The following is a 15,152-nucleotide window of genomic DNA, read 5'->3' as shown; positions in this document are numbered from 1 at the left end:
CGTACATGGCCGGAACGGGCAGGCGAGGCAAGCAGGGCGAGCACCGGCCGCGGACCGTCACCGTGGTCACGCTGGCCTTCCTGGTGCTGCTGGTCGCCGGCGCGGGGTGGCTGTACCTCAGGCTGAACGGGAACATCTCCACCTTCGACGCGGGCGGCCTGTCCAAGGACCGCCCGCCGGCCGGTGCCGCGGGCAGGAACGTCCTGGTCATCGGCTCGGACTCGCGGGCCGGCGGCAACAGCGCGCTGGGCGGCGGCGAGGGCGACGTGGGCCGCTCGGACACCGCCTTCCTGCTGCACGTCCACGGGGACGGCAAGCACGCCGTCGCCGTCTCCATACCCCGGGACACGCTGGTGGACATCCCGCCCTGCAAACTGCCGGACGGCGGCTGGACCGCCGAGCAGTCGCACGTGATGTTCAACTCCGCCTTCTCCGTGGGCGATTCCCCCAAGGGCAATCCGGCGTGCACCCAGAACACCGTCGAGCGGCTCACCGGACTGCGCGTCGACCACACCGTCGTCGTCGACTTCACCGGCTTCTCCGCGATGACCTCCGCCCTGGGCGGCGTCGACGTGTGCGTACCGCAGGACGTCTACCAGGGCGACCTCAACCCGAACCTGCATGAGCGCGGACGGCTGCTCTTCCCCCGGGGCCGGCAGACCGTCTCCGGGCAGAAGGCCCTGGACTACGTCCGCGTGCGGCACGGCATCGGCGACGGCTCCGACATCGGGCGCATCCAGCGGCAGCAGGCCTTCGTCTCCTCGATGATCAAGAAGGTGCGGTCGCAGGGCTTCGACCCGGGCACGCTGCTGCCGCTCGCGGACGCGGCCACCAAGTCGCTGACCGTCGACCCCGGGCTCGGCTCGGCCGACAAGATGATCTCCTTCGCGATGTCGCTGAAGAACATCGACCTGCACGACATCAAGTTCCTCACCCTGCCGTGGCGCTACGACGGCAACCGCGTCGCCGTCGTCCAGCCGGACGCCGACGAGCTCTGGGCCGCGCTCCGGGCGGACCGGACGATCGACGGCAAGGACGCGGCCGGCAAGGACGCGGCCGGCAAGGACGCGGCCGGCAAGGATGCTCCGTCTTCCGCCGCCGCCCCGGTACCGGGCAGCGGCGTGAGCGTCTCCGTCACCAACGGCACCCGCGTCACCGGGCTCGCCGCCCGTGCCGCCGCCGCGCTGCGCGAGCACGGCTACACCGTCACCGGCACGGCCAACGCCGCCGAGCGCGACGCCGGCACCACCGTGATCGAGTTCGGCCCCGGCGAGGCGGGGCACGCCCGCGACCTGGCCCGGCTCTTCCCCGGCGCGTACGTACGGGGCGCGGCGGCGAGCGGGATCACCGTCGTCCTGGGGCACGATTACGCGAAGGCCCCCTCGGCACCGGCACCGACGCCGGAGGCCGCACCCGCCGCGGCCTCGGCGGGCGGCGGCCACGCCCGGTCGGCCGACGACGACCCGTGCGCGGACCTCTCGTACGGCTGAATGCGCGACCGAAAGAGAGAGGGAACCGGGTGCCTGATTGGTCCGTTTATTGCGGTAGGCGCAGAGTACGTACCGTGAGTCCGCTGAGCCGTACCTCCCCGAGGAGCTCCACCATGGCCGCCACCCCCCGGGCCCTGTCCCGGCCGCTGATCGCCCTGGTCGCGGCCCTGATCGCCGTGGCGGGTGCGCTCGTCTCCGTACCGGCCGCACACGCCGGCACCCCGACGGGTACCACGACGGGCACCGGGCTGGACGCCGTCGCCGCCGCCCTGACGAAGAGCCCGGTCTACGTCGATCCCCGCGCCTCCGACCAGCTGTCCTCCGCCGACGCCGACGCCCTCGCCAAGAAGATCATGGACGCCGGCAAGCCGGTCTTCGTGGCCGTCCTGCCGAACGCCCCCGAATACCCCAAGGCCACGGTCATCCAGGACCTCCGCACCAAGGTCGGCTTCGCCGGTGTCTACGCCGTGCACCTGGGCGACGCCTTCAGCGCCAAGGCCGACGCGAAGGTGATGTCGCACAACGCCGTCTCCAACCTCGTCGGCTCCGTCCGGCGCAGCGGCGGCGACACCAGGACCGTGCTGAACAACTTCGTCGACCAGGCCGACCGGCAGGCCCGGGGTCACGCCCCCGACACCTGGCCCGGTGGCGGTGGCGGCGGCGTCGGGAGCGCCGGGCTGATCACCGGCGGCGCGGTCGTCGTGGCCGGCGGGGCCGGCGCGTACGCCCTCTACCGGCGCAACAAGCGCAAGCGCGAGGAGCGCGAGCGGGCCGAGCTCGACGCGCTGAAGGTCGTCGTCGACGAGGACATCACCGCCTTCGGCGAGGAGCTCGACCGTCTCGACTTCTCCCCGTCCGAACCGGGCGCCACGGACGAGATGCGGCGCGACTACGAGCGGGCCCTCGACGCCTACGAGGAGGCCAAGTCGAGGATTGCCGCCGCCCTGCGGCCGCAGGAGGTCCAGGGCGTGACCGAGTCCCTCGACAACGGCCGCTTCGCCCTCGCCACGCTCGCCGCCCGGCGCACCGGCGCGCCGCTGCCGGAGCGCCGCCTGCCCTGCTTCTTCGACCCGCGCCACGGCCCGTCCGTCCAGGACGTCCAGTGGGCGCCGCCCGGCGGCGCCCCCCGCACCGTGCCCGCCTGCGCGGCGGACACGGCCCGCCTGGCCGACGGCCAGGAGCCGATGACCCGCACGGTCCACACCCCCGAGGGCCCCCAGCCCTACTGGAACGCGGGCCCCGCCTACGCCCCCTGGGCCGGCGGCTACTTCGGCGGCGGCCTCCTCCCGGGCCTCCTCGTGGGCACCATGCTGGGCGGCCTCCTCAGCGGCCCGGCCTACGCCGCCCCCGCCTACGACGCCACGGACACCGGCCCGGACGGCGGCGACTACACCGGCTCCGACTACAACCCCGACGACTTCGGCGGCGGCTGGGGCGACGGCGGCGGCTGGGGCGGCGGCGGGGACAGCGGCGGGTTCGGAGGCGGCGATTGGTGATCGCCGGCCGCCGAAGGCCCGCCGGCTAGCCGAACCGGACGCTCATCGTGCGCGCCGATCCGAAGGTGATGCCCTCGCCCGGCTGGGCCGCGCCCAGGAACTGGCCCGGGTCGCAGAACGAGTCCGCGTAGAAGGTGGCCGTGGAGTTCGTGCCGTTGTGCGCGCTCAGCGCGTTGCTCATGAAGTAACAGAACTGGTCGGACGGGTTGTCGATGGTCGCGGTGCTTCCGGTGTCCGCCCGGACGTAGGTCAGCGTGCCCGTGGCCGCCTGTGAGCCGGTGGCCGTCCCGAGGGTCAGCAGCAGGGCGCCTCCCGTCGCGAGGGCCACTCTTGTGATGTTCCCGATCAGACACATGACGTTTCTCCCCCCTCGGCCGGCCCGGTGGAACCGGCCGTCTCCTCACGCCAGGCTGCCCGGCGCCCGGCAGGGCAGACCCGCGCCCGACCGGGTTCACCCGAACGGGGCGTCCTCTGCGCCCTGCCCGTCCCCGTACAAGCCGAACGGCCCACCGGCTGCCGTGTGCCGGTGGGCCGTTCTCGCAGAAGCCGCGGGGGTCAGCTCCTGCGGTTCAGGGCCTGGCCTGCGACCAGGGCGATGAGGGCGATGGCGAGTCCCGCCACCTGCCACAGGGTCAGGGTCTGGTTGAGGGCGAGGAAGCCGACGAGCGTCGCGACGAGCGGGTTGACCAGGCCGAGGAGGGAGACCGAGGTCGGGGCGAGGCGGCCGATGCCGCGGAAGTAGAGGGGGTAGGAGAGGGCGGTGGCGACGATGCCGATGTAGGCGTAGCCGAGGACGTTGGTGCCGGTCAGATGGCTGGGCAGGCCCTCGAAGCCGAGGGTGAAGGGGGCGAGGATCAGACCGCCGATGGTCAGCTGCCAGCTGGTCATGACCAGGGGGCGCTCGGGGCTGCCCCACTTCTTGGTGAGGACGATGGCGAGGGCCATCAGCCCGGTGGCGGCCAGGGCCGCGGCCACTCCGAGGCCGTCGAGGCGGGCCTTCGAGCTGAGCGTCATCAGGGCCACTCCGCCCGCGCCGACGAGCGCGGAGAGCAGGACCGGCCGGGGCGTGCGCATCCGCAGGACGAGGAGGGCGAAGAGCGCGGCGAGCAGGGGCTGGAGTGAGCCGACGGTGGCGGCGACGCCGCCGGGGAGGCGGTAGGCGGCGAAGAAGATCAGGGGGAGGAAGGCGCCGAAGTTCAGCACCGAGAGGACGATCGTCTTCCACCACCAGGAGCCGCGCGGCAGCTTGCGGGTGAAGGCCAGGAGGATCAGGCCGGCCGGTAAGGCACGCAGGGTGGCGGCGAGCAGCGGGCGGTTGTCCGGGAGGAGCGTCGCGGTGACCGCGTAGACCGTGCCCCAGCTGGCGGGGGCCAGCGCCGTCAGGAGCGAGTCGCGGAGCGCCGAGGCGGGTCCCGCGGCGTGCCGTCCCGGGCCGGCGGGCGTGCCGGGCGCCTGCACCGGTGCGGCCGGAGTGGCGGCCGAGGTGACAGGGACTGTCGCTGTGGTACCCATCTCGTTCTCCCCTGATTGATAATCTCAACGTTGAAATAACATCACACAACTTCAGCGAACGTCAAGTATCTGAACGTTGAGATTTTCTACGGAGAGGGATCCTCATGGCCGACGCGGTGGACTCGGTGATCGAACAGTGGCGCCGCGAGCGCCCCGAACTGGACGTCTGGCCGACCGGCGTGGTCGCCCGCGTCCAGCGGCTGGCCCGGCTGCTCGACAAGGACCTCAAGGAGTTCTTCGCCCGGCACGGGCTGGAGACATGGGAGTTCGACGTCCTCACCACCCTCCGCCGCAGCGGGGCCCCCTACGAGCTGACGGCCGGCGCCATCACCAGCGCCGCCATGGTCACCTCGGGTGCGATCACCAACCGCATCGACCGCCTGGAGGCCAAGGGTCTGGTCGAGCGGGCCCGGACCGCCGAGGACCGCCGCACGGTGCGGATCCGGCTCACCGGCGCGGGTCGCGAACTGGTCGACGAGCTCATGGGGCTGCACGCGGCCAACGAGGCCCGCATGCTCTCGGCGCTCGGCCGCGCCGACTGCGACCGGCTCGCGGACGCGCTGCGCACGCTGCTGGAGTCCTTCGGGGACAAGCCGCTGAAGTGACGGAACGTGACAGAGCAGTGTGGCGGATGAGGTTCAGGTGACGAACTCCTCTGCCCCCGCGCCGACTTGGTGCGGCCGGTCCGCGCGCTCGTGATCGGATGTCCGCAGCGGACAGCTACGAGATCGTACGAGCGTGTCGATCGGAGCATCGACCGGAGCAGAGGAGCAGTTCCATGCTGATGGCCCACCCCGCCGTCCTGCGCAACCTCGTCGAGCGGTACGCGGCCCTGGGCGCGGCCGACCAGGCGGACGCCACGGTGCGGCGTCAGATCGAGGACACCGCGTACACGCTGTGCGTCTCGACCGGCACCCGTCGCGTGGAGGACGCGCTCGCCGCCGCCGAGGAGCTCCTCCGTCGCGCCGAGGCGCTCGGTGCGGCGGCCTGAGCGGCGCCGGAGTCCGTACCGACCGGCGGGCGTTACCCGCCGGTAAGGCGAGCGTCGGCTGCCGGCCATCCAGCGGCGTGAGCATGCCACACATGACCGCTTCCGCCTCGCCGGCCCCGAACGCCTCTCCCGCCGCCCCGGTCGCCTCCGCGGCCCGGCGGGCCGCCGTCGCCGCCGCCGTGACCGCGCTCTGCCTGGGAGCCACCGCCGGCACCGCGACCGCCGCCGCCCCGGCCGCGCCCGCCGCGACTGCTGCGGCCCCGGCCGCCTCTTCCGCCTCCCTCGCCTCGCCCGCCGAGCTCAGGGGCGTCGACTACGCCACCTGGCAGCGCGACGTGCAGAAGGTCGTCGACCAGGCCGTCCCGTACGTCACCGAGCGCACCGCCGACGCCCACGGCCGCAAGCAGGCCATCGTCCTGGACATCGACAACACCTCGCTGGAGACGGACTTCCACTGGACGTACCCCTCCCCGGCCGTCCAGCCCGTGCTCAAGCTGGCCCAGTACGCGCACGAGCGCGGCGCGGCCGTCTTCTTCGTCACCGCCCGTCCCGGCATCCTCGACCCGGCCACCACCTACAACCTGCGGCACGCCGGCTACCCGGTCAGCGGTCTGTACGTACGCCACCTCCCGGACCTCTTCCAGGACGTGAGCACGTACAAGACCGCCAAGCGGGCCGAGATCGAGGCCGACGGCTACACGATCGTCGCCAACATCGGGAACAACACCACCGACCTGGTGGGCGGGCACGCCGAGCGGACGTTCAAGCTGCCCGACTACGACGGCAAGCTCTCCTGACGCGTGCGGGGCGCGGGCTCAGCCCCGCGCCTTGGCCCGGTCGAGGGCGGCGACCCCCAGCGCCGCCAGACCGATCTGGATCAGCCATTCGATCCAGTCGACGCCCTTGGTGTGGTCGACATGCAGCGCGTGGGCGATGAGCGTGCCGATGAAGGCCGCGACGATGCCGATCGCGATCGTCCACACCACCCCGATGTGCTGGCGGCCCGGCACGAGCAGCCGGCCCAGCACACCGATGATCGCGCCGATCACAATCGCGCTGATAATTCCAGAGATTGCCATGATCCCCCCTTTGCCGCTGTTTCCTGCCGTTACATCTGCCCAGTCATGACCGGGTCATGTCGTGCCGCTGCCGTCGTCGGGCGCGCCTAGACTGGGGCGTTCGCGGGTGCGGGCGCACCCGCCGGAAACCGGTCGGGGACGGGAGAGCGACAGTGACGGCAGGCGTCGGGAGCTTCGAGGGATTCGAAGGGCCCTTCGACGACCCGTCGGCGGAGGTGCTGGCCGAGGCCGCCGCCGCGTTCGGGCTGCTCGCGTCGTCCGCCCGGCTGCACCTGGTGTGGGCCCTGGCCCAGGGCGAGAGCGACGTCAGCGGGCTGGCGGAGCGGGTGGGCGGCGCGCTGCCCGCGATCAGCCAGCACCTGGCCAAGCTGAAGCTCGCCGGACTGGTGCGGTCCCGGCGCGAAGGGCGCCGGGTGGTCTACCTGGTCGACGACCCGCACGTGGTGACCATCGTCCGGCTGATGGTCGGCCAGCTCGCCGAGCGCCGCTCCGCCGGGGCGGGCGCCGGACGCCTCCGTGGCCTGGGCGCCTGAGGCCGCCACAGCGGGCGGTACCGCGCTGGAGGTCCTGCGGGGCCTTCGGACGGGCCCGCGCGGCCTCGTGGACGGCGACGCGGAGGAACGGCTCGCCCACCACGGCCCGAACGTCTTCCCCGGCCGCCGCCCCGCCTCCTGGCCGCGCCGCTTCGCCCGCAGCCTGCGCGACCCCTTCACCGCCGTCCTGATCGCCCTCGGCCTGGTCTCCGCCCTGCTCGCCGCCTGGGGCACGGCCTGCGTCATCACCGTCCTCGTCACGGTCAGCTGCGTCCTGCGCGCCACGGGCGAGCACCGCGCCGACCGCTCGGCCGCCGCCCTCCGCGAGCTGGTCGCCACGACCGCGACCGTCCGCCGCCGCCCCGACCCGGCGGCCGCGCCGCTCGCCCGCGAGATCCCGGTCGGGGAACTCGTCCCCGGCGACGTCGTCCTGCTCGGGCCCGGCGACCTCGTCCCGGCGGACCTGCGGCTGCTGCGCGCGAGGGGGCTGACGGTCCACGAGTCCGCGCTGACCGGCGAGTCGGCCCCGGTGACCAAACGGGCCGACGGCACCGACGCGCTCTGCCTCCAGGGCAGCAGCGTCGTCTCCGGCACCGGGACCGGCGTCGTCGTCGCCACCGGCGGCGACACCGTGCTGTCCGGAGCGCTCGGCGGGAGACCGGGCCGGCCCGGCGAGCGACGGCCGGCCGGGCCGTTCGAGCAATCCGTGAACGGCATCGCCTGGCTGCTCGTCCGCCTGATGCTGGCCGTCGCGCCCCTGATGCTGTTCGCCGACGCGCTGGTGCGCGGGCGGGGCCTCGCGACGCTGCCGTTCGCCGTCGCCGTCGCGGTGGGGCTCACGCCCGAGATGCTGCCCGTCATCGTGACGACCGCGCTCGCCCGGGGCGCGGCCCTGCTCGCCCGGGACGGCGAGGTGATCGTCAGACGGCTGCCCGCCCTGCACGACCTCGGCGCCGTCGACGTGCTCTGCGTCGACAAGACCGGCACCCTCACCCAGGACCGGCCCGTCCTCGACCTGTCCATGGACGCGGACGGCCGCGACGACCCGGACGTGCTGCACTGGGCCGCCGTCAACGCCCTGTGGACGCTCCACCTCGCCGAACCGCCGGTACCGGACGCACTGGACGAGGCGGTCCTCGACGCGGCCCCCGGCGACGCCGGTCTCGCTCACGAGGGCGTCGACGCCCTCCCCTGCGGCCCCGGCCGCCCGCTGTCCACCGCCGTCGTGCGCCGCACCGGCGACCCCCGCTTCGCCCTCGCCGGGACACACCTGCTCGTCGTCAAGGGCGCGCCCGAGGAGGTCCTGGCGCGCTGCGCCCTCGACGACGACGCCCGCGAGCGGCTGACGCGCCGCGCCGCCGCGCTCGCCGCCGACGGGCTGCGGGTCCTGGCCGTCGCCCGCGCCGAGCGGCCCGCGCGCGACCGCCCGTACACCGAGGCGGACGAGCGCGACCTGTCTTTCACCGGCTTCCTCGCCCTGCGCGACGCCCTCGCCCCGACCGCCCGCGAGGCCCTCGCCGCGCTCACCGCCCACGGCGTCACCGTCAAGGTCCTCACCGGCGACCACCCCGGCACCGCCGCCCGGGTCTGCCGCGAACTGGGCCTGGACCCCGGCGTCCCCCTCACCGCCGAGGCGATCGAGGCGCTGGACGAGGCGGAGCTGGCCCGCGTCGCCGCGGGCACGACCGTCTTCGCGCGGTGCGCGCCGGAGCACAAGGCCCGCATCGTCCGCGCCCTGCGGACCGGCGGCCGCACGACCGGCTTCCTCGGCGACGGCGTCAACGACCTGGCCGCCCTGCACGCGGCCGACGTCGGGATCTGCCCGCGCGACGGCGTGGACGTGGCCCGCGAGGCGGCGGACGTGGTGCTCGCCCCGAAGGACCTCACGGCCCTCGACCGGGCCATCGTCACCGGCCGCCGCAGCACCGCGAACATCGCCGCCTATCTGCGCATCACCCTGTCGTCCAACGTCGGCAACGTCGTGGCGATGCTGGTGGCCGGCCTGCTGCTGCCGTTCCTGCCGATGCTGCCGGCCCAGGTCCTCGTCCAGAACCTCTGCTTCGACGCGGCCCAGCTCGCCCTCGCCTTCGACCGCCCGGCCCCCACGACCCACCTCCGCCCGGCGGTCCTGCGCCCCCGGGCCCTGCTCCGCGTCGTGGCCGGCTTCGGCCTGCTCAACGTGACCGCCGACCTGGCGACCGTGACCCTCCTCGCCCTGACGGCCAGTCAGCCCGCCTTCCACTCCGGATGGTTCACGGAGAACCTGCTGACGCAGGCGCTCGCGATGCTCCTGCTCCGCGCGGCGGGCCATCACCTCCCACCCCCGCTCCGCTGGGCAGCCGCGACCCTGTCCCTGACGGCACTCCTGCTCCCGCTGTCCCCACTGGGCGCGATGCTGGCGATGACCCCCCTCCCGGCCCCGTACTACGGGGCGCTGGGACTGGTGCTGGTCCTGTACGGGCTGGGGCTGGCGGGGCTGCGGCGGAGAAGCCCCGACGTCATGGCGCGGCGCTCGCCTTGAGTTCTTGATAGGCGTCCATGATGTCGCCCATGAGCAGAGTCGTGGTCTCCTCCGGGGAGGGCACGCCGGAGCTGCCGTGAACCTCATAGACGCGCAGGTCGCGCAGGGCTGCGGCCTTCCTGCACAGTTCCCGCGCGAAACGCCCGTTGCCCAGCCGGTCGACAAGCCCCTCGCCGACGGCCAGGTCGAAGCAGGCCTCCAGGGCCATCGCGGCGTCTGCGGCGAGGACGTCACCCTGCTCGCGGAGGAGCGACCGCGCGATCCGGACGAGCTCGTCGGCCGAGTAGGAAGGGAAGTCCACGCGTCCGGTGAACCGGGAGGTGAGTCCCGGGTTGGTGGACAGGAGCTCGGTCATCTCGTCCGGATAGCCGGCGAGGATGACCACCAGACGGTCCCGGTCGTCCTCGGCGCGCTTGAGGAGCACCTGGAGGGCTTCCTTTCCGTAGGCGTCACCCCCCACATAGCCGGTGTTGGCCAAGGCGTACGCCTCGTCGATGAACAGGACCCCGTCCATCGCCGCGTCAATGATCTTCGTGGTCTTGATGGCCGTCTCACCGAGATGCTGCCCGACCAGATCGACGCGCTGGGCCTCCACCACGTGCCCGCGTTCCAGCAGGCCGAGGCCGGCGAAGACCTGGCCGACGATCCGCGCGACGGTCGTCTTTCCGGTGCCGGGCGGACCGGCGAAAACGAAGTGCTGGAGTGCGGGCGCCGTCGACAGGCCCTGGTCCCTGCGGACGGCGGCCATCCTCAGCTGCGCCGACAGCGTGCGCAACTGGCGTTTCACGGGTGCCAGTCCCACCATGGCGTCAAGCTGGGCCATGGCTTCGTCCAGCACTGCGTGTCTGGTCTCGTCGGTGGGGGAGGGCGCGGCGGTCTCGTTGGTGGGATCCGGCGAATGCGGCCGCGCCGGAGGGCCCGCCTGCGCGGGGACGGGGAGCGGCGCGGGCGTTGATGCCTTCGCCCGCTCGGCGACGTCGGCGAGTCCCGGACTGTACCGGAACGCATTCTGGAAATGCTTCAGCGCCTCCTCGGGGTGACCGAGGCCTTCGTGCGCGCAGCCACGCAAGTACGAGACCTCACCGCGGAACCCGGCCTGATCCCCCAGGATGCGAGGCAGGGGAGCCAGCACGTCCAGGGCTTCGTGGTGGACGTCCTGCACCACGAGGGAGGAAGCGACGTACAGCTGGGACTCGTCGCGCAGAAAGGCGTCGCTGATCCCCTCCGCATAGGTGAGGACGAGCCGCCAGTCCTTCTTCAGGAGGGCGTAGCGGGTGCAGACGAACCGGGTCTCGTCGCAGTCGAGCTGTGCGGTGGACAGCAGCTGCCATGCCTCGTCGAGCCGGTCGGCGTCCAGGAGCCGCGTCACCCCCGCGAGCCACAGATCGCGGGCCGACTCCAGGCGGAAGGTGACATATCCCCCGATCTGGAATGTGGAGGACAGCGGTATGGAGAGCTTCGTGCGCAGTTCACCGAACGAGTGCTGATGCCCGACCATGGCGGCGAGCGCCTCTTCCTGGCGGTGACCCGCGGCATGGAGGCCCAGCCAGGCATCTGCCGCCGTCGGAACGTGACCGATGGCGGTCTCGAAGGCCTGGGCGGCCGCAGCCGGGTTGCCGTGCCGGAGGAGCGTCACCCCCTCGAGCCATGCCTGCTCGCACTTCCTCATCGAGCGTCGCGAAACGGACGACTTGGGCACGGCGTCTCTCCCCCTCTGCGTACGGTCAGCCGATCGTAGTGAATCAAGACCGGGCTCATGGAGTGTCCTCCGGACACACGAAGGCCCGGCCGGATGCCCGGCCGGGCCTTGAGTGCGACGGGGCTGAACCCCGTCAGGCCTTCTTGGTCTCCCAGAAGATCCGGTCGATCTCGGCGATGAGCTCCAGCGCCTTCTCGCCCGTCTTCGGGTCGGTCGAGGCCTTGGCCGCGCTCAGGGCCTTGAGGGTGTCGTTGACCAGCTGGTGCAGCTGGGGGTACTTCTCGAAGTGCGGGGGCTTGAAGTAGTCGCTCCACAGGACCGACACGTGGTGCTTGGCCAGCTCCGCGCGCTGCTCCTTGATGATGGTCGCGCGGGCGCGGAAGTGGGGGTCCTCGTTGGCCTGGAACTTCTCCTGGACGGCCTTGACCGACTCGGCCTCGATGCGGGCCTGGGCCGGGTCGTACACACCGCAGGGCAGGTCGCAGTGGGCGCTGACCTTGACCTTCGGCGCGAACAGGCGGGAAAGCATGTGCTGTCCTTCCTCGTGATCGTCTTCTCAGGTGCGAGATTACTCGGTGTGGGAAGGCTTTTCCCGGGTGCCCCGGTGGGCTTAGGTCAAAAGTCCGGTGTCAGTCTGGACCGGGTGGAGGATTACGGACGCGGAGGTGCCGTGGTGCAGGAGCAACTGGACGAGCGCGGGCAGGAGCTGGACCGCGAGCGTCGCGGACTGCTGCGGATCGGACTGGCCGAGGTCTACAACCCCTCGATGGTGCCCACCCTGAACCCCGGGGACCACCTCGTGGTGCGGTACGGGGCCCCGGTGCGGCCGGGGGACGTGGTGGTGATGAAGCATCCCTTCCGGCAGGACCTGCTGATCGTCAAGCGGGCCGTCGAGCGGCGCGAGTCCGGCTGGTGGGTGATGGGGGACAACCCGCTGGTCGAGAACGACAGCCGGGAGTTCGGGACGGTGCCGGACGAGTTCGTGGTGGCCCGCGCCTGGGTGCGGCTGCGCCGCCCGCCCGGTCGCGGTCAGCGGTCCGCGGCGGCGCTGCTGTCCTGGGTGGCCTCGGCGCTCAGGCCCGTACGGTCGTCGGCCCGCTCGGCGCCCTCGGAGCGCTCGCTCTCCAGGCGCTTGCGGGCCCGGTAGGCCGCGACGTTGGCGCGGGTCGCGCAGCGGTCGGAGCAGTAGCGGCGCGAGCGGTTGGTGGAGGTGTCGAGGTAGACATTCCGGCAGGGCGTGGCCTGGCAGACGCCCAGCCGCTCGACGCCCAGCTCGGTGAGGTGGACGGCCAGGCCCATGCAAGCGGTCGCCGCGTAGGACGCGCCCGCGTTGGCCGCGTGGTCGGCGATGTGCATGTGCCACTTGGGACGGCCGTCCTCGTCCCGGAACTCGTGGCCGGAGATCTGCGGGCTGACCGGGAACTCCATCAGCAACGCGTTCAGCAGGTCCACGGCCCGTACCTCGTCGCCCTCGGCGGCGGCCTCGAAGACCGTGCGCAGCCTGGTCCGGACGGCGCGCAGCCGGGTGACGTCGCTGTCGGTGGCCCGCCGGGCCCCCTGGCTGCCCGCCCCGAACAGCTCGCGCAGGGCCTCGACCGACGTGAGGGTGTCCGTGCCGCGCGCCGGCTCCTCGCTGTTGACGAGCCGTACGGCGTAGTCCGAGTAGTAGGCCAGTTCCACCTGTGGTCCCTCTGCCGGTGTGCCCGCCCCTGCCCGGACGGTCAAGGATTGGTAATGGACGGTGCAGATTCGAGGGTATTACAAGGAGTGAGGCGGCGGTACGGAGGAGTCTCCGTACCGCCGCCTCGTCGCATGACCCTCGTTACAGGACCTTGGAAAGGAACGCCTTCGTCCGCTCGTGCTGCGGGTTGGTCAGCACGTCGCGCGGCGCTCCGGACTCGACGACGACGCCGTTGTCCATGAAGACCACCGAGTCGCCGACCTCGCGGGCGAAGCCCATCTCGTGGGTGACCACGATCATCGTCATGCCGTCCTCGGCCAGACCGCGCATGACGTCGAGGACGTCGCCCACCAGCTCCGGGTCGAGGGCCGAGGTGGGCTCGTCGAAGAGCATCAGCTTCGGCTCCATGGCCAGGGCCCGGGCGATGGCGACGCGCTGCTGCTGGCCGCCGGAGAGCTGGCTGGGGTAGTTCCCGGCCTTGTCGGCGAGGCCGACGCGGTCGAGGAGCTTCATGGCCCGCTCCCGGGCCACGGCCTTGGTCTCGCCCTTGACCTGGACGGGGGCCTCCATGACGTTGGCCAGGGCCGTCATGTGCGGGAAGAGGTTGAAGCGCTGGAACACCATGCCGATGTCCCGGCGGTTCTGCGCGACCTCGCTGTCCTTGAGCTCGTAGAGCTTGTCGCCCTTCTGCCGGTAGCCGACCAGCTCGCCGTCGACGTACAGCCGGCCGGCGTTGATCTGCTCCAGGTGGTTGATGCACCGCAGGAAGGTGGACTTGCCGGAGCCGGAGGGGCCGATGAGGCAGAACACCTCGCGCGGGGCGACCTCCAGGTCGATCCCCTTGAGGATGTGCGCGGAACCGTAGGACTTGTGGACGCCCTCGGCCTTCACCATCGCGTTCATGCGCTGACGCCTTCCTTGGAGCGCTGGCTGAAGGTAGCCAGGTTCGCCTTGACCTTCTGCCACGGGGTGAGCGGCAGGCTGCGGAGGGAGCCGCGGGCGTAGTGCCGCTCGAGGTAGTACTGGCCGACGCTGAATACGCTGGTCAGGATGAGGTACCAGGTGGCGGCGAGGAAGAGCATCTCGACCGTGGCGCCGGTGGTCTGACCGATGTCGGAGGTGGACCGCAGCAGCTCCAGGTACTGGGCCGCACTCGCCGCGAGCGACGAGGTCTTGAGCATGTTGATGAACTCGTTGCCGGTCGGCGGCACGATCACGCGCATGGCCTGCGGCAGCACGATCCGGCGGAGCGTCTTGCCCTGGCTCATGCCGAGCGCGTGCGCGGCCTCGGTCTGGCCCTCGTCCACCGACTGGATGCCGGCGCGGACGATCTCCGACATGTACGCGGCCTCGTTGAGCCCCAGGCCGAGCAGCGCGGCCATGAAGGGCGTCATGAAGTCGCTCATCTCGTCCCGGTAGATCGGGCCGAGGTTGATGTACGGGAAGATCAGCGCGAGGTTGAACCAGAGGAGCAGCTGGACGTAGACCGGGGTGCCCCGGAAGAACCAGATGTAGAGCCAGGAGACCGACGAGGTCACCGGGTTCTTCGACAGCCGCATCACGGCCAGCACGATGCCGAGCGCGAGACCCAGCGCCATGGACAGGACCGAGATGAGCACGGTCTTGCCGAGGCCGGTGACGACGGTGGAGTCGAAGAGGTAGTCCGGGATCGCGCCGTAGTGGACGTTCGCGGTGGCGAAGGCGTTGAGCAGCAGTCCCAGCAGGGCGACCACGACGACGGCGGAGATCCAGCGCCCGTAGTGGCGCACGGGTATGGCCTTGATCGCCTCCGGAACCCGTGCACCGTCCGGTGCGGGGTTCCCCTTGGGGTCCGGGTCGTCCTCGGCGTCGCAGTCGGCGTCGGCGGCGTCGGCGGCCTTGGCGGCCGCCTTGGCCTCGGCCTTGTCGGCCTTGTCGGCCGACGCCGCCTCCGGCTTGTCGGCCTGCGTGGCGGTCTCGGAGTCCGCCTTGGCGGGCTCGGCGCCCTTGGCCGCGGGCTTCTCGCCTTCGGCGGCGTCAGCGGCCTCGGCCTTCCCGGCCTTCGGCTCGGCGCCCTCGGAGGCGGGCTTCTCGCCGTCGGCGGCCTCGGAGGCCTTGCCGTCGGCCTTCGCGCTCTCCGGCTCGGTGGCCTCGGCGGCCGTTGCCGCACC

At 72.2% G+C, this 15,152-nt stretch carries 16 protein-coding genes; 8 read left to right on the top strand and 8 right to left on the bottom strand.

The annotated features are described in order from the left end of the window. The first annotated feature begins 5 nt into the window (after window positions 1-5). A complete protein-coding gene (locus AB0K09_RS07815; RefSeq protein WP_366064404.1) occupies window positions 6-1,490 on the top strand; it encodes an LCP family protein in 1,485 nt (494 codons plus the stop codon). A 113-nt stretch (window positions 1,491-1,603) separates the two neighbouring features. After that, window positions 1,604-2,986, top strand: coding sequence for a hypothetical protein (locus AB0K09_RS07810; protein ID WP_366064403.1), 1,383 nt, complete (start codon window positions 1,604-1,606; stop codon window positions 2,984-2,986). A gap of 25 nt (window positions 2,987-3,011) precedes the next feature. Here AB0K09_RS07810 and AB0K09_RS07805 read toward each other — a convergent pair whose 3' ends face one another. Further along, the gene (locus AB0K09_RS07805; RefSeq protein ID WP_366064402.1) at window positions 3,012-3,314 is read right to left on the bottom strand and encodes a hypothetical protein; all 303 of its coding nucleotides are present in this window, start codon (window positions 3,312-3,314) and stop codon (window positions 3,012-3,014) included. Window positions 3,315-3,541: 227 nt separating this feature from the next. After that, window positions 3,542-4,498, bottom strand: a complete 957-nt coding sequence (locus AB0K09_RS07800) for an EamA family transporter (protein WP_366064401.1) — start codon at window positions 4,496-4,498, stop codon at window positions 3,542-3,544. Window positions 4,499-4,602: 104 nt separating this feature from the next. Here AB0K09_RS07800 and AB0K09_RS07795 point away from each other — a divergent pair, with 104 nt between their 5' ends. The 3 genes from AB0K09_RS07795 to AB0K09_RS07785 all read left to right on the top strand — a co-directional run bounded on the left by AB0K09_RS07795 (window position 4,603) and on the right by AB0K09_RS07785 (window position 6,286). Further along, window positions 4,603-5,103, top strand: coding sequence for a MarR family transcriptional regulator (locus AB0K09_RS07795; RefSeq protein WP_366064400.1), 501 nt, complete (start codon window positions 4,603-4,605; stop codon window positions 5,101-5,103). 173 nt (window positions 5,104-5,276) lie between these two features. Next, window positions 5,277-5,489, top strand: coding sequence for a DUF5133 domain-containing protein (locus AB0K09_RS07790; RefSeq protein ID WP_366064399.1), 213 nt, complete (start codon window positions 5,277-5,279; stop codon window positions 5,487-5,489). Window positions 5,490-5,581: 92 nt separating this feature from the next. After that, complete coding sequence (locus AB0K09_RS07785) at window positions 5,582-6,286, top strand: HAD family acid phosphatase (RefSeq protein WP_366064398.1); 705 nt, start codon at window positions 5,582-5,584, stop codon at window positions 6,284-6,286. Window positions 6,287-6,304: 18 nt separating this feature from the next. On the opposite strand, the gene AB0K09_RS07780 is transcribed toward AB0K09_RS07785, so the two are convergent. Continuing rightward, the gene (locus AB0K09_RS07780; RefSeq protein ID WP_366064397.1) at window positions 6,305-6,568 is read right to left on the bottom strand and encodes a GlsB/YeaQ/YmgE family stress response membrane protein; all 264 of its coding nucleotides are present in this window, start codon (window positions 6,566-6,568) and stop codon (window positions 6,305-6,307) included. 152 nt (window positions 6,569-6,720) lie between these two features. Between AB0K09_RS07780 and AB0K09_RS07775 the strand changes: the two genes are divergently transcribed. Further along, entirely contained in the window at window positions 6,721-7,101 is a 381-nt protein-coding gene (locus AB0K09_RS07775) for a metalloregulator ArsR/SmtB family transcription factor (RefSeq protein ID WP_366064396.1), read from the top strand. Continuing rightward, window positions 7,085-9,622 carry an HAD-IC family P-type ATPase gene (locus AB0K09_RS07770; protein ID WP_366064395.1) on the top strand — a complete coding sequence of 846 codons (2,538 nt, stop codon included), beginning with the start codon at window positions 7,085-7,087 and terminating at the stop codon, window positions 9,620-9,622. Before AB0K09_RS07775 ends, AB0K09_RS07770 begins: the two co-directional genes overlap by 17 nt. On the opposite strand, the gene AB0K09_RS07765 is transcribed toward AB0K09_RS07770, so the two are convergent. Both AB0K09_RS07765 and sodN read right to left on the bottom strand, forming a co-directional pair. Next, a complete protein-coding gene (locus AB0K09_RS07765; RefSeq protein WP_366064394.1) occupies window positions 9,600-11,291 on the bottom strand; it encodes an AAA family ATPase in 1,692 nt (563 codons plus the stop codon). The two genes, AB0K09_RS07770 and AB0K09_RS07765, sit on opposite strands and share 23 nt — an antisense overlap. Before the next feature lie 163 nt (window positions 11,292-11,454). Further along, window positions 11,455-11,850 carry a superoxide dismutase, Ni gene (gene sodN, locus AB0K09_RS07760; protein ID WP_366064393.1) on the bottom strand — a complete coding sequence of 132 codons (396 nt, stop codon included), beginning with the start codon at window positions 11,848-11,850 and terminating at the stop codon, window positions 11,455-11,457. 144 nt (window positions 11,851-11,994) lie between these two features. Between sodN and sodX the strand changes: the two genes are divergently transcribed. Next, window positions 11,995-12,468 carry a nickel-type superoxide dismutase maturation protease gene (sodX, locus tag AB0K09_RS07755; protein WP_366064417.1) on the top strand — a complete coding sequence of 158 codons (474 nt, stop codon included), beginning with the start codon at window positions 11,995-11,997 and terminating at the stop codon, window positions 12,466-12,468. Here sodX and AB0K09_RS07750 read toward each other — a convergent pair. The 3 genes from AB0K09_RS07750 to AB0K09_RS07740 form a co-directional block, all read right to left on the bottom strand. Then, window positions 12,351-13,001 (bottom strand): CGNR zinc finger domain-containing protein, encoded by a 651-nt coding sequence (locus tag AB0K09_RS07750; RefSeq protein ID WP_366064392.1) that lies wholly within the window; start codon window positions 12,999-13,001, stop codon window positions 12,351-12,353. The two genes, sodX and AB0K09_RS07750, sit on opposite strands and share 118 nt — an antisense overlap. A gap of 142 nt (window positions 13,002-13,143) precedes the next feature. Next, on the bottom strand, window positions 13,144-13,905 hold the full coding sequence (locus AB0K09_RS07745; protein WP_366064391.1) for an amino acid ABC transporter ATP-binding protein: 762 nt from the start codon (window positions 13,903-13,905) through the stop codon (window positions 13,144-13,146). Then, entirely contained in the window at window positions 13,902-14,786 is an 885-nt protein-coding gene (locus AB0K09_RS07740; protein WP_366064416.1) for an amino acid ABC transporter permease, read from the bottom strand. The genes AB0K09_RS07745 and AB0K09_RS07740 overlap by 4 nt, the downstream gene beginning before the upstream one ends. Window positions 14,787-15,152 lie beyond the last annotated feature (366 nt).

It is taken from the genome of Streptomyces sp. NPDC049577, from assembly GCF_040675635.1.
Lineage (GTDB): Bacteria > Actinomycetota > Actinomycetes > Streptomycetales > Streptomycetaceae > Streptomyces.
Note: the sequence above shows the minus strand (reverse complement) of the source record. Positions and strands in the feature narration are given on the sequence as shown.